Origin of the sequence: Proteus sp. G2673 (assembly GCF_009915125.1) — a bacterium.
In the GTDB taxonomy this organism is placed as follows: Bacteria; Pseudomonadota; Gammaproteobacteria; order Enterobacterales; family Enterobacteriaceae; genus Proteus; species Proteus penneri.
This window is the reverse complement of the sequence record NZ_JAABLT010000004.1, coordinates 307733-321033: the sequence shown is the minus strand read 5'-3', so window position 1 is coordinate 321033 and position 13301 is coordinate 307733. Positions and strand designations below refer to the sequence as shown.

15 protein-coding genes and 5 pseudogenes are annotated in these 13301 nt (G+C 34.2%); 12 read left to right on the top strand and 8 right to left on the bottom strand.

All coding sequences use genetic code 11. The annotated features are described in order from the left end of the window. Nucleotides 1–81: 81 nt before the first annotated feature. Nucleotides 82–531: an NUDIX hydrolase gene (locus tag GWI59_RS02250; RefSeq protein WP_006537210.1), complete on the bottom strand. Its 450-nt coding sequence runs from the start codon at nucleotides 529–531 to the stop codon at nucleotides 82–84. After that, nucleotides 524–1153 (bottom strand): 23S rRNA pseudouridine(2457) synthase RluE, encoded by a 630-nt coding sequence (gene rluE, locus GWI59_RS02245; RefSeq protein ID WP_006537209.1) that lies wholly within the window; start codon nucleotides 1151–1153, stop codon nucleotides 524–526. Before rluE ends, GWI59_RS02250 begins: the two co-directional genes overlap by 8 nt. 138 nt (nucleotides 1154–1291) lie before the next feature. Here rluE and icd point away from each other — a divergent pair, with 138 nt between their 5' ends. Then, the gene (gene icd / locus GWI59_RS02240; protein ID WP_006537208.1) at nucleotides 1292–2545 is read left to right on the top strand and encodes an NADP-dependent isocitrate dehydrogenase; all 1254 of its coding nucleotides are present in this window, start codon (nucleotides 1292–1294) and stop codon (nucleotides 2543–2545) included. A 109-nt stretch (nucleotides 2546–2654) separates the two neighbouring features. Here icd and GWI59_RS02235 read toward each other — a convergent pair. Both GWI59_RS02235 and GWI59_RS17500 read right to left on the bottom strand, forming a co-directional pair. Further along, a pseudogene (locus GWI59_RS02235) lies at nucleotides 2655–3041 on the bottom strand (tyrosine-type recombinase/integrase); the annotation flags it as partial. Between the two features lie 2 nt (nucleotides 3042–3043). Next, nucleotides 3044–3361 (bottom strand): annotated as a pseudogene (locus GWI59_RS17500) (HD family hydrolase); the annotation flags it as partial. A 1-nt stretch (nucleotide 3362) separates the two neighbouring features. Here GWI59_RS17500 and GWI59_RS02225 point away from each other — a divergent pair. From GWI59_RS02225 to GWI59_RS02210, 5 genes and pseudogenes are all read left to right on the top strand, one after another. Further along, nucleotides 3363–3548 (top strand): annotated as a pseudogene (locus GWI59_RS02225) (antiterminator Q family protein); the annotation flags it as partial. Between the two features lie 310 nt (nucleotides 3549–3858). Further along, nucleotides 3859–4380, top strand: a complete 522-nt coding sequence (locus GWI59_RS02220) for a YagU family protein (RefSeq protein WP_072062621.1) — start codon at nucleotides 3859–3861, stop codon at nucleotides 4378–4380. Between the two features lie 324 nt (nucleotides 4381–4704). Further along, a complete protein-coding gene (gene cspE, locus GWI59_RS02215; RefSeq protein WP_004244726.1) occupies nucleotides 4705–4917 on the top strand; it encodes a transcription antiterminator/RNA stability regulator CspE in 213 nt (70 codons plus the stop codon). Between the two features lie 7 nt (nucleotides 4918–4924). Beyond that, a complete protein-coding gene (ymcF, locus tag GWI59_RS17495) occupies nucleotides 4925–5065 on the top strand; it encodes a cold shock small protein YmcF (protein WP_374189502.1) in 141 nt (46 codons plus the stop codon). Between the two features lie 182 nt (nucleotides 5066–5247). Then, nucleotides 5248–5706 carry an Hsp20 family protein gene (locus tag GWI59_RS02210; protein ID WP_161723888.1) on the top strand — a complete coding sequence of 153 codons (459 nt, stop codon included), beginning with the start codon at nucleotides 5248–5250 and terminating at the stop codon, nucleotides 5704–5706. 130 nt (nucleotides 5707–5836) lie between these two features. On the opposite strand, the gene GWI59_RS02205 is transcribed toward GWI59_RS02210, so the two are convergent. Together GWI59_RS02205 and GWI59_RS02200 are read right to left on the bottom strand one after the other, a co-directional pair. After that, the gene (locus GWI59_RS02205; protein ID WP_006537193.1) at nucleotides 5837–6478 is read right to left on the bottom strand and encodes an IbrB-like domain-containing protein; all 642 of its coding nucleotides are present in this window, start codon (nucleotides 6476–6478) and stop codon (nucleotides 5837–5839) included. 12 nt (nucleotides 6479–6490) lie between these two features. Next, nucleotides 6491–7717 (bottom strand): phosphoadenosine phosphosulfate reductase, encoded by a 1227-nt coding sequence (locus tag GWI59_RS02200; RefSeq protein WP_109847642.1) that lies wholly within the window; start codon nucleotides 7715–7717, stop codon nucleotides 6491–6493. Nucleotides 7718–8017: 300 nt separating this feature from the next. Between GWI59_RS02200 and GWI59_RS02195 the strand changes: the two genes are divergently transcribed. From GWI59_RS02195 to GWI59_RS02185, 3 genes and pseudogenes are all read left to right on the top strand, one after another. After that, entirely contained in the window at nucleotides 8018–8677 is a 660-nt protein-coding gene (locus GWI59_RS02195) for a class I SAM-dependent methyltransferase (protein ID WP_161723886.1), read from the top strand. A gap of 62 nt (nucleotides 8678–8739) precedes the next feature. Beyond that, nucleotides 8740–9135 (top strand): subtilase family AB5 toxin binding subunit, encoded by a 396-nt coding sequence (locus tag GWI59_RS02190; RefSeq protein ID WP_147280389.1) that lies wholly within the window; start codon nucleotides 8740–8742, stop codon nucleotides 9133–9135. Between the two features lie 125 nt (nucleotides 9136–9260). After that, a pseudogene (locus GWI59_RS02185) lies at nucleotides 9261–9443 on the top strand (colicin E3-like toxin immunity protein); the annotation flags it as partial. A gap of 278 nt (nucleotides 9444–9721) precedes the next feature. On the opposite strand, the pseudogene GWI59_RS17490 reads toward GWI59_RS02185, so the two are convergent. After that, a pseudogene (locus GWI59_RS17490) lies at nucleotides 9722–9974 on the bottom strand (integrase); the annotation flags it as partial. 69 nt (nucleotides 9975–10043) lie between these two features. Between GWI59_RS17490 and GWI59_RS02175 the strand changes: the two are divergent. The 3 genes from GWI59_RS02175 to GWI59_RS02165 all read left to right on the top strand — a co-directional run bounded on the left by GWI59_RS02175 (nucleotide 10044) and on the right by GWI59_RS02165 (nucleotide 11938). Then, nucleotides 10044–11039 carry a YbgA family protein gene (locus tag GWI59_RS02175; protein WP_161723884.1) on the top strand — a complete coding sequence of 332 codons (996 nt, stop codon included), beginning with the start codon at nucleotides 10044–10046 and terminating at the stop codon, nucleotides 11037–11039. Between the two features lie 24 nt (nucleotides 11040–11063). Next, complete coding sequence (locus GWI59_RS02170) at nucleotides 11064–11573, top strand: lipocalin family protein (protein ID WP_161671587.1); 510 nt, start codon at nucleotides 11064–11066, stop codon at nucleotides 11571–11573. A 215-nt stretch (nucleotides 11574–11788) separates the two neighbouring features. Continuing rightward, nucleotides 11789–11938 (top strand): bacteriocin immunity protein, encoded by a 150-nt coding sequence (locus GWI59_RS02165; protein ID WP_006537186.1) that lies wholly within the window; start codon nucleotides 11789–11791, stop codon nucleotides 11936–11938. 184 nt (nucleotides 11939–12122) lie between these two features. Here GWI59_RS02165 and GWI59_RS02160 read toward each other — a convergent pair whose 3' ends face one another. Then, nucleotides 12123–13115 (bottom strand): acetyltransferase, encoded by a 993-nt coding sequence (locus GWI59_RS02160; protein WP_174704108.1) that lies wholly within the window; start codon nucleotides 13113–13115, stop codon nucleotides 12123–12125. Nucleotides 13116–13301: the final 186 nt, after the last annotated feature.

The window sequence follows — 13301 nt, the reverse complement described above, 5'->3', positions numbered from 1 at the left end:
GCCATACTTTACCATATCACTGACACAGGTGCATCAAGTGTTGCTCTGTTTTTGATGCTTTGTTTTTCTATTCTCTACCATTTAGTTAAAGGGCGCACCAAAGCTAGTTAAAATAGAAAGAGGGTAGCGTTCACCTTGTTGATAACATAATAGGCTTTCTCTTACCAACGGTGAGCGCAATTGCTGGCTATGAATAATTTCATCAGCGCTAACCCAGTGACAACAATCAATATCACTATCTTGGGGCTGAGTTTTAAATTGTTCTTGTGCTTCAATAAGAAAAAGAAAACGTAGAAAAGGCGTTTTATCTGGGGCAATCCATTGATGTAACTTAAGAAAATGTTGAACGGGAAGTGTTAAGCCCGTTTCTTCCCATAATTCACGTTGAACAGCCTGAATAAGAGTTTCATTGGCTTCAAGGTGCCCTGCAGGTTGATTCCACGTTGCTTTTCCATTGACAGTTTCTTCAACAACGAGAAACTTATTTTGCGCATGAACGATACACGCGACAGTCACATGAGGTTTAAACAAAATTAATCTCCTTCCATTCACCGGGTAATAAATTATCCAATGTAATATTTCCCATACTAAAGCGGATCAAACGCAATGTAGGATAACCAATATGAGCCGTCATTCGTCTCACTTGACGGTTTTTGCCTTCAAATAAGGTGATTCTTAACCAAGTGGTCGGGATAGTTTGGCGTTCTCTAATCGGCGGGTTTCTCTCCCATAACCATTCGGGTTGCTCAACTATTTCGACTTGTGCTGGCAATGTTTTGCCATCTTTAAGCGCTAATCCATCTCGAAATTGTTGTAATGCGGCTGTACAAGGAACACCCTCTACTTGAGCATAGTAGATTTTTCCTGTGTTTTTACTCGGTTGTGTTAATTTTGCTTGTAGCTTCCCATCATTTGTTAAGACTAAAAGTCCTTCACTGTCTCTATCTAAACGTCCTGCTGCATAAATATCACGAATAGGAATAAAATCTTTTAGTGTTTTTCTGCCATTCTCGTCTGTAAATTGTACAAGAACATCGAAGGGCTTGTTGAAGATAACGACTTTACGCTCACCTCTTGGGCGCACTGGTTTTCTTTGTGCTAATGAAGTGTGGTGTTTTCTCGGTTTAGCGCTATTTTTAAGTTGATTTGCCATAGTTAATTTTTGTAAAAAATGGGAGATTGATTATACCTTAAAAGAGAAGCGATTGGCGTTAGCTGAATAATCAAGTAGTATTGACAGGTCTCTTACAAAAAATTAACAAAGCGTGCGCTTACATGAAAGGAGAGGTAAATGGAAAGCAAAGTAGTTGTTCCGGCTAATGGCGCTAAAATTACACTAGATGCTAAAGGTAAGCTTGTTGTTCCAAATAATCCGGTTATCCCTTATATCGAAGGGGACGGTATCGGTATCGATGTTACGCCAGCAATGTTAAAAGTTGTTGATGCTGCAGTTGAGAAAGCTTACGGCAAAGAACGTAAAATTGAGTGGATGGAAGTCTATACTGGTGAGAAATCAACGCAGGTATATGGCAAAGATGTTTGGTTACCAGAAGAAACATTAGATCTTATCCGTGAATATCGTGTTTCTATCAAAGGACCTCTTACTACCCCAGTTGGCGGTGGTATCCGTTCATTAAACGTTGCACTACGCCAACAACTTGACCTCTATATTTGCCTACGTCCAGTACGTTACTACAAAGGCACACCAAGCCCAGTTAAACAACCTGAACTAACTGATATGGTTATCTTCCGTGAAAATTCAGAAGATATCTATGCAGGTATTGAATGGAAAGCGGGCTCAGCAGAAGCCGATAAAGTCATTAAATTCCTGCAAAATGAAATGGGTGTTACCAAAATCCGCTTCCCACAAGATTGCGGTATTGGCATCAAACCTTGTTCAGAAGAAGGAACTAAGCGCTTAGTTCGTGCGGCAATTGAATACGCTATCGATAACGACCGTGATTCAGTTACATTGGTACATAAAGGTAATATTATGAAATTTACCGAAGGTGCCTTTAAAGACTGGGGTTATGAATTAGCTCGCGAAGAGTTTGGTGGTGAATTATTAGATGGTGGTCCTTGGGTTAAAATCAAAAATCCAAAATCGGGTAAAGAGATCATCGTTAAAGACGTCATCGCTGACGCATTCTTGCAACAGATTCTGTTACGTCCAGCAGAGTACGATGTTATCGCATGTATGAACCTAAATGGTGACTACATTTCTGATGCATTAGCGGCTCAAGTAGGTGGTATTGGCATCGCACCTGGCGCAAATATTGGTGATGAATGTGCTTTATTTGAAGCAACACACGGTACTGCACCAAAATATGCAGGCCAAGATAAAGTTAACCCTGGTTCTATTATTCTTTCCGCAGAGATGATGCTACGCCACATGGGTTGGACAGAGGCCGCTGACTTAATCATTAAAGGTATGGAAGGTGCGATTGCCGCTAAGACTGTCACTTATGATTTCGAACGTCAGTTAGAAGGTGCTAAACTGCTGAAATGTAGCGAGTTTGGTGACGCGATTATCAAACATATGTAATTGTTGATTTGATAAATAGTTAACGGGAGCTTATTAGTTCCCGTTTATTTTTTGTACTATAAAATTCTTCCCCAAAATATCCCCAAAACTCTTCCCCAAAACTGTTCAATTAAACAGCAATAATTTGCCATTCTTTGCCTCTATCATCGTGGTATTTATCAGTCATATTTTGTGTTTTATGACCCAATAATTTTTGTGTATTAATTCCTTGTTCTCGATAAAGTCGCTCAGATAAAGATCGCTGTTCATGGAAAGTAGGTGCCGTACCTTTTTCCCAAGTTAACCCACATTTATCTCGCGCTTTTTTAAATGTTGTGGTTAACGTATTTGGCGTGACTTGCTCACCGCGTTTCGCTTGTGCGGTGGTATGTCGATAATGCACGAGGTATTTACTCACAACCGCGTCACGACATTGAGCAACGACATCCCTTAAGGAGAGATTGATAGCTTCACATTTTAGCGAGAGAGGGATGGCTAACTTACTGCCTGTCTTCTCTTATCAATTTCTAAATCTCGTTTTTCGGTTGCTAACATCATTAAGTCGGCTAAATGAACGGCGGCCGATATAACGGGTGGCAAGTTATATTTTTGACGAATAACAGCATCAATTCTTTTTTCTATTTCCTTATATTCAGGTAATAGCTTTTTAAGTGATGATGGCAGATCTTTTACATAAGCTTCACTGGCATCATGAAGTAAGGCTTCTAAAGCATATTCAGGAACAACTAAATAGCTGACATATACCGAGTGTTGAGCAACAGAATAGAAATTATCAATCTGCCCATTAAATCGGCATTCATTAGCTAAACCTGTCGCATTAAATAAAAAGAATAGTGATATGCATGACCTATTGCTTGATTACTATTTATTCGGAATGACATTTATGCAACTTACTAACAAGCACAATTGCTCTGATGGGCATATAGGTAAAAAATTACAAAAGGCAGAAGGAATAATAGAAGATATGTTAAAGATGCCAAATGTTCCATTAGAGATGGTTTGATATGTGGAAAAAATCATATAAAAACTTTACGTACGTAAAAATAATGAGGTTGAGATAAGAGTGGCATCAAGGTCAATTAGCTTATTAGCTTGGCTTTTTGCAGGGTTTTATTTTTAGATATATGATTATTAATCAAAAAATTTGTTGAGAGTTTTTTGTTTTCATTGATTATTTGTTTATATTTAAGATGAAATTTATTGTTATGCTATAAGAATAAATCTGTAGTGTTTAACTAATAATTAAAATAATAAACAGGTATTCTTATCTCTACTATACTCATAATATTCAATTTATAGAGCGAGTATATATAATGATTGATTTGTTTAAATTAACGAAAAAAAGTTCTAGGCATATTGGTATAGCAATATACGTAGGTATTATAGCGGGTATCTTTTCAGCTTTAGTAAAGTCTGGTTTTGAAGACCTAATTCCACCGAGAACACTTGAAACGACACCTCCTCCAGTTGTCTTATTAGAAAAGCTAGGATTAAATATAGATACTATGACTTATCATTGGATGGGATATAGTATTAATTGGGGCGGTAATGGTGTTCATATATTATTCTCAATAGTTATCGCTGTGATATATTGTGTTATTGCTGAATACTTACCAAAGGTTAAATTATTACACGGTATTTGTTTTGGTATTGGTGTTTCTGTTTTTGCTCATGGTTTAGTTGTACCATTATTAGGGCTATCTAGCTGGCTTTGGACAGCAGGTTATCAAGCATTAGTTTCTGAGTTTGTCGGAACCGCTTTTTGGATCTGGTCAATTGAAGCGATTAGACAAAATTTGCGTTATTGTTTAACTAAAGAAAAAGATGCTGAGTAGATAAGAAAGTTCAGCCTTAATCTGTTATAAATCTCTTAAAGATCGCCTAGGCGGTCTTTTTTATTAAGCTTTTATTTTTGATAGTACACACAGGTGATTTACCGCTAAAAATAAAGTTTGCTATCTGAATTTTTCTATGGCTTAATAGCGTCACTGGTTTGGAAGTACAGACCTATTTATGTTAGTAAGTTTAAAGTTGTTCCCGTTTAGCGTTATCCTCGATACCTCTTCATTGTGAATTCCTTCTAATTAATTCCCATAAGTAAAAATACAAAACAAACCACATATGCCTTATGGCAAATTAAATAAATTAAAGGAAATTCTATGTCTAATACAATGACTGGTACAGTAAAATGGTTCGATGAAGGTAAAGGTTTTGGTTTTATTACTCCAGCTGATGGTAGCAAAGATGTCTTCGTACATTTCTCTGCAATCCAAAGTGATAGCTTCAAAACATTAGCTGAAGGCCAACAAGTTTCATTCACCATGGAAAATGGTATGAAAGGCCCCGCAGCAGGCAACGTGGTGGCTCTCTAAAGGCGCTATTACTATTCGCCTCTATTTTAAATGCCCAAGTTGTTGCGGTTCACAATATAGAACATCACAATTTGATGTCACAGTGAACAATCCACACGGCGCAAAATGTATCTTTTGCAAAAGTGTGATGACAGCTCAAATGAGTTAAGCATTAAATAGTTGAATATATAAAACCTCGCTTCGGCGGGGTTTTTGCTATCTGCAATCCCATATTAATTAAAGATAAAAAATTTAGGTTTTAGGGCTTGAAAAATGTTTATTAGTTCATATTTATATTTTGGGTAAATAAGATACCGCCCATAATTCACGAAATACTGAAGGAGGAGTTATATGCCTAACATTAAACCTTTTTCATTATTCCCAACATTATCTGACAACTTACTTTCAAACCGTTTTGATCAGATAGATCGCCTGTTTAGTCAGTTAACAGGCAGTAAGCCCATTGCATCACCAATTCAGACTTATAACCTGAAACAGATTGATGATAACCATTATGAACTGACAGTGAGTGTGCCTGGATATCAAGAAGATGACTTATCAGTTTCATTGAAAGGAAGCCGTTTATTGATTGAAGGGAAAAAAGAAGAAAAATCAGAAGAAGACAATGATAAATGGATCCACCGGGGCATATCTCAAGGACAATTTACGTTGCAGTTTGACCTCGGTAAAAATGTTAAAATAGAAAAAGCCGATTTATCAAGTGGGCTTCTGACCATCGCTATTGAGTATGAGTTACCTGAAGAAGAAAAACGGCAAACAATAGCGATAGAAAATAAAGATAAAAGCTAATTGAGTTAGATAATGTGAATAAGATTAAGGCTACACATAATGTGTAGCCTTAATTGTTTTTGTCAGGGCTTTAAATTGGATTAATTCAAACTTGAGTTGATTAGTTTTATAGATAGAAAATAATTATTTCTTATTTTACTGTCCAAGCCTCTGAGAAAAGGCGCTTTGAAAATAATTCAGCTAACCCACAGATTTGTTTTAAGCGTAATACTTCATCTTGTGACATACCTAGTTCATCACCAATCCGTTTATCGCTCCATCCTAATCGGGATAGATCTCTAACTATATCTGACATAGCTGCGACTTGATGTTGTCCTCTTGCTCGATTATGACGAATAGTTGTTGCTATTTGATCTGACATTGTGTTGTTTTTAACATCAAGGATGGTGACTGGTAAATAATTATTAATTCGTTTTTTTAAGGCGTTTTCTTTACTTAATAAATAACGATGATAGCCATCAACGATTTGCCATTGCAATTGTTTAGTTTTATTTTGTGGTGCAGATACTACAACAACGGGTTGAGTATAACCGTCTTTTATCAATGAGGTTTTGAGTAATCTCTTTTCTGTAGGAGACATGACATTAGGATTGTAGTCATTTGCTATGACTTGATTTTGCTTTATCCAAAGAACACAGTCTATAGGTTCATTTTTGAATGGACTAATTTGATGAACAAATAGTTTGATTTTATTGATAGCTTCGATTTTTTGCTCATCATTTAGTTTTAGTAGATAATCTTTTAGCGAAGAAAACACTGTTTCAATAGTCATATTTACCTCTTGTTAAATCAACTGCCAATTTTTACGTTTTTCCTGTATCCGTTTGCAATATCGGTCATAACAGTGTGATTTAGTAGGACTAAATGCTAATGTTCTACACCAAAAATCATTACGTAAAATAGTTTTACAGATCCGTCGCCAAGACGGGATTTGTTTACTGCTAGTATCACCATCTTGTTCATCGGGTATACCATTTGGGTAATCTCGCTCAACATACCAATGAAGGTAAACTGCGATTTTATTTCGGTAATGTTCGGCTGTTTGTTCCGGTAAGCTCGCTAGTAAAAAGTGGGCGTAAGATTTCCATGTATGATGGGCTGGTTTACTAATTTTACGTTGCCCAAAAAAACCTGATTTATTATGAGGGTGAGTGTATAACATACCTGCATCAGCACCACTCACTCGTTCACAGGCGAGACTCCACGTCTCAGGTTCTAAAACATGGTATAACCATAGCCCTTTACGTTGTTCAGGGCCAAATGGCTCACAAATACGCATTTGACTTAAACTAACCCCAGCTTGGTGCATTAGATCATAAATAGAATTATAGGGTAGGTTAAAACGTGAAATGTATGTCCAAATATCTTTTACATGCCAGTCATAAATAGGATAGGCCATATAATAAAAACCTTCGGGTGATGCCGTTGTCCATGGGATATCATCGGCATAACGTAGTTTTTGGTTGTTATTGATAGCAATAAAGCGATTTAATGATTCATCGGCTCTGATCCCTAATAAAATAACTGAACTACGATGATTTCCCGTGATCCACTGATTAAATGCAGGTGTGAAGTCTTCAAAAATCATATTTGGATGATAAAAAGGGAAAAAGTCTGGATCAATTATTGCGTCTTCTGGCGGTTGCCTTACCCATTTTTTTCCTGGTTCCCAAGCTGTCCAAGTCGGTTCATATTGTGAGATACCGCTTTCCGTCGTTATAGGTAATGCTATCCAGTAAAATCGCTCCGTACAGTCTTCATACAAAAATTTCATTTTTGCAACATGGTTAATGGTAGCGGAATATTGCACTTCCCAGTCAAGAAACATGACATTGAGTTTTCGATGCCGCTTTTTTGCTTCTGCAGCAACAAGATGAAACAGAACAGTAGAATCTTTACCTCCAGAAAAGGAGAGAGAGATTTGTTCAAAAGTATCAAACAACCATTCAATTCGTGTTCGAGTAGCATCTAGCACATTTATTCCAAGAGGAATTTTGTGTTTGCAAGACATAACTATCACCAGAATAAGTTAGTTAATAGTATTATTACTTAATCATATTTAGACCATAAGGGTAAGTGATGGTTACTGATTGTTACTGAGATTTACTTGAAAAATAGAATAATAAATCATATGTCATTGTTATTATTGATAGTCTCTAGTAATGAAAGATTTTTATAATGAAGGGAAATAAAGAAAGTGATTTAGTTAGTAGATAATATTTTAAAGATATTTCCTGATTTATTATTCGGTATTTTCAACTATTCATACAATAAATAAAAAATAAAATAGTCATTTTATGATAGGTATTGTATGACATTAAGTACACATGATGGAGTTAAAGTATATACACCAGTGTCATTGAAGCTATATGATTGGTGGGTGCTTAATATTTCTAATAGCTATGCATGGCAGTGTGATACGAATAAATATTTAATTCCACATTTTAAAAATCATCTCGGTGATCGCCATATGGATATTGGTGTTGGAACGGGATTTTATTTGAAAAAATCAATAAGTTATATAAAAGAAATCTCATTAACTGATCTTAATTTGCACAGTCTGGAACATACTAAAAAGTATTTATCTGATGATAAATTAATAAATTGCCTCCAGCATGATGTTTTTCAGCCTTTTTCTAATAAATTAAATGGATCTTATAATTCTATCTCCTTGTTTTATTTACTACATTGCTTACCAGGAACAATGGATGATAAGAAAAAAGCAATAGAAAATATAAGCTATTTACTGACAGAAAAAGGGGTTTTATATGGCGCAACGATTTTAGGGCAGGGAGTTAAACATAATTTCTTTGGTAAAAAATTAATGTCTATTTATAACAAAAAAGGTATTTTTTGTAATTATTCTGATTCGGTAGGCTCTTTGGAAGAAATGCTTTCCTCTTTATTTCATGACATCTCTATACATGTACAAGGTACTGTAGCTTTGTTCATAGCGAAGAATAAAAAATAATAAGAAATATTATTCTGGATTAGAGGTCTTTTATCTTTATTTTCTTAAGGAATGATATGTTAATGCGTAGCCTGTTTTTTGCCTTTTTATTCTTAACACCAGCGGCATTTGCCACAGATACATTAAGTCATAATATTGAATATTATTCTAATGTTACGTTAACGGATTTTAATTCGGGCAAAATTGAAGATGGTCGGTATTTTTGTGTTAAGGCCATGAATCATGGTGGTCAATTTATCGCCTGTGCTGTATCTAATAAGTCAGATTGGGCTTCTTCTTATGAGCACTTTTTTCAGCAAGCACATTATTACTACACAACAGGTAAAAGCTTTAGGTTATATGTTCAACCTAATGTTTGGACTCATCCCAAATTTACTCGAGTATATTCAAATAAAGCGATAGCAGGGTTCGCTAGTTGTCATAATAGTCGTTGCATGGGACCAACAAAAGATAACTAATTGAATAATAGTATATTTTATAACTTGCATTATCCTTTCCTAATACGCAGACCACAGTACTCATCATACCCTAATCACTTTACACAAGAGCTGTGTGTCTGCTCCTATAACTAAAATATTCGGTCGATCTGGGAGATGACGACACGGTTATTGAACAGACTGTTAATCCGACAGAAAATATCATAAATGCAGGTAGCTTCGATGTTATTTCCGCATGGGTTCCTTACCTACAGAAATATATCAAACATAAAATTGAACTAAATAAATACGATTATCAGGTAGCTTTTGATTATCGTGATAAGTGGTAATGAACAAACGTATATAATATTTATTCGTATCGTTTTAAAAGCCTCTTAACGAAGGCTTTTTTGTTCCAAATGACGATCTAGAAAAAATCAGTAAGTTAATCAATCTTAACACACTCACCTTCAATAAAGTCCTCTCCGTCATTTTCGCATTTTACAATATGGCACCTCCCAGGCAGACCATACCGACTAACGACACAGCGAACATCAGGAGAACTACTTAAGCCTTCGGGTTTGTTTTATCGTCTCTCATAGCTAGATACCTTTTCTAATAATCCATCATCACCGATCCGTTGACCTGTGGTTAAGGCCAATAACATGCCACATTGCAGGTAAGGAGGGGGATTTTTAGCTTGCTGATAAATAGTGCGCCATTTTTGAATATCCTAATACTTTGACAGAATCGATTATTTCAGCGATATCTAATGCGGTTATCTCTTTTTATATTTTCGTACCACAATACTGACGGAATAAATTAATAGGTTTCATTTTTTTTCGATAAGAATTAATTTTTAATTCACTGATATCTAATCTTACTAATATGAATACAGTTATGATCTACTATAATCAGATTATATGAATGTTTCATATGAGGTAGTAAGAATGCTTAACTCTGTTACAGATATTCACAAAAATAAATTTGTTAGTAAAAAAATTATTGTAGGGATTAGCACTTGTTTATTAGGCAATAATGTTAGATTTGATGGTGGTCATAAGTGCTTTCATCTTGCCGTAGATGAATTATCTAATTATTTTGAATATCAATCGGCTTGTCCTGAGATGGCTATTGGTTTACCTACACCAAGACCCGCACTAAGATTAGTTAAATCAAATTCAGGAGAAATTGCATTAAAATTTAGTAACGGGAGTGAAGGTGATTTAACTGAAAAGATGAATCGGTATTCTGTTGAGTATTTAGAGAAATTTAATCAGTTTAGTGGGTATATTGTTTGTGCAAAATCACCAAGTTGTGGATTAGAGCGTGTTCGTGTATACGATCCTATTGGTAATGGTAATCGGAAGGCAGGGACGGGTATTTTTACAGAAAATCTGAAAAAAAAGATGCCTTGGTTACCAGTAGAAGAAGATGGACGATTGAATGATCCTCATATAAGAGAAAATTTTGTTATACGTGTATTTGCACTGGATGAGTTGAATGAATTGAGAATGAACGCATTTACTCGTCAGTCTTTAATCGATTTCCATACAAGATATAAATTGCTCTTATTGGCTCATTCACAACCTCTTTATAGAGAGTTAGGTCGCTTTGTTGCTAATAATAAAGAATGGCATTCATTGGAAGCTTTTTTTGATGAATATCGAAATAGATTTATGACATTATTACAGCACCAAGCAACACGACGTAATCATACTAATGTTCTTATGCATGTACAGGGGTATTTTAAGCGTTATTTAACACCAAATCAGCGACAAACATTAAGTCAATTAATTTTAGAATATCGTCAAGGAATACAGCCTTTATTAGCACCTTTAACATTAATTAATTATTATCTATCAGAGTATCCTGATAATTATTTGAGTAAACAGAGATATTTTCATCCTTATCCCCAATCCTTAAGATTACGTTATGGATTATAATAAACTTATTGATAGGAGGAAAATATGATACGTTCTTTTGTCACTTTTTTAAGCTCATTGATTCTTACTGGATGTAATGTTATTCCTCCGAGTGACATTGAGCCTGTTAATAATTTTGATCTATCACGTTATCTTGGGCTGTGGTATGAGGTCGCTAGAATAGATAATCGTTTTGAAAAAGGCTTAACGAAAGTTACCGCAAATTATTCATTACGAAATGATGGTGGTGTTAAGGTTATTAATCGAGGTTGGAGTCAAAATAAACATCGCTGGAAAGAAAGTATCGGTAAGGCTTATTTTGTTGATTCATCTAATAAAGGTGCATTAAAAGTATCATTTTTTGGTCCATTCTATGGTGGATATAATATCATCAAATTGGATAAGTATTATCAATATTCTTTGGTTGTAGGGCCAGATAAAGATTATTTATGGATTTTATCACGTACACCGACCATGCCATCAAATTTGTTGAATGAATATATTAATTTTGCAACATCATATGGATTTGATAGTAGCAGGATCATAATATTTTAACAAAAGGTATATAGCTGAATTTAAATACTATCTAATTTGGTAGTATTTAATTATGACTTGAAGGTGTCTATTCGTAATATGAATGGGGATTTGTTATCGGGATGGCGTTAACATGCTCGGGCTTAAAAAGCTATTGCAGTGTCCGTAAACGGTGACTTTATGCAGGTTCTGAGCAATCCTAAGCGGCTCATTGATATTCATAGAGAGAAATAATAATGAGTCAAAAGCAAAATATTAGTGATTATACGGAAGCTGAATTTTTATCATTTGTTAAACAAATTTTTAATGTAGAAAACACTACAAAAGAAGATGTTAAGCATATTTTAGAGTTCAAGAATGTAGATAAAGTGTTGCTCATCTTCTAGTAACAAAAGTGTTTCACTCCACACATTAAGTGATCCCCATTTTTTCTTAAAAAATCATATCTGTCATAATGCTTTTGAAAAACACCAAGTCTTTTATGGTTTGCACAGAAGTTACCGATTTAATCATTAAAGATATGGAGAGGCAATTGCTGCTAAGACCGTTACTTATGATTTTTAAGCAGTTTTAATGTGGCGACTTGTTAAAGTTTAATTTAGGCTCAATAAACCAGTGAATAGTTGAGTTAAAAGCTAATAAAAGAGAGAGGCTAATCGTTGATAGTGTTAGTAATATTATGACTAAAAAAGTATATTCCACATGGAAATAAGTTAATATTTGTAAGAAAATAAAACAAATAATAGGATGGATTAAATAAACACCTAAAGCATTGTTTGATACTCTAGCATATTTATCAGTTGATAAAGCGAAATAAATTATACTGGAACCTAAAACAACACTTATCAAGAACTTTAAAATATACATAACAAAAAAAGATGATAAAAAATCAGTTTTAGTAAAGTTTATAATTACGCTATTGATACTGTCCTCATGATAGAGTGTAGCTATAGCTAAAGTTGTAGTGATTACAATTATCAAAAAAGGTTTTTTTCTTAATGAGGATATATTTTCATTATTAATAAAATAAGCCATTATAAAGAATGGGAAATATATAATAATAGAGAAGAATTGGGATGAATTAATTAAATAATTTTTGGCTAAATAAGAAAGCACCAATGATGCTATCAAAATAGAAAATAATATTAATTTATTAGATTTTAATTTTTTTGGTAATAATAAAAAAAAAGTTTGCCAAACAGGTGTAGCTAAAAAAAACCATACTCCATTTTGAGGTTCAAAGATATAAGTATTTAAACTTAATTCGCCTGAGAAGTATAGTGGGATTGCATCAACTGTTTGAAATGTTAAGTAAATGATAATAGATGAAAGTAAACTAAGCTTTAAAGACTTCCACGTGATATTTTTCGTTACAAATGCAACTATAAATACAAACATAGGAATTAGTGTTAAGTTAAAAATATCAATAAGAAGTAAGATCTTGTTTTTATCAGCTAAATTTAAGTAGAAATTAAAAACAATAAAAGAACTCAATATGAGTTTCAAGGTAGGCCAATATGGTTGGGCCATATTATTTGACTCAGGCTTAATTTGTTGTTTCATATGAGCGCCCTATATAGAAATTACTTTATTGTACTGTATTGATACACTTATTTGAAATAAATTTATTAGTCAAGGTAGAGCGGTTTATGATATAGATAATATTTGAGTCGCTACCCCGAAACGTAACATCGATATTCACAATGAAAAAGCTGAATTTGAAAAGCTAACTACTGTCCTTGTTAAATT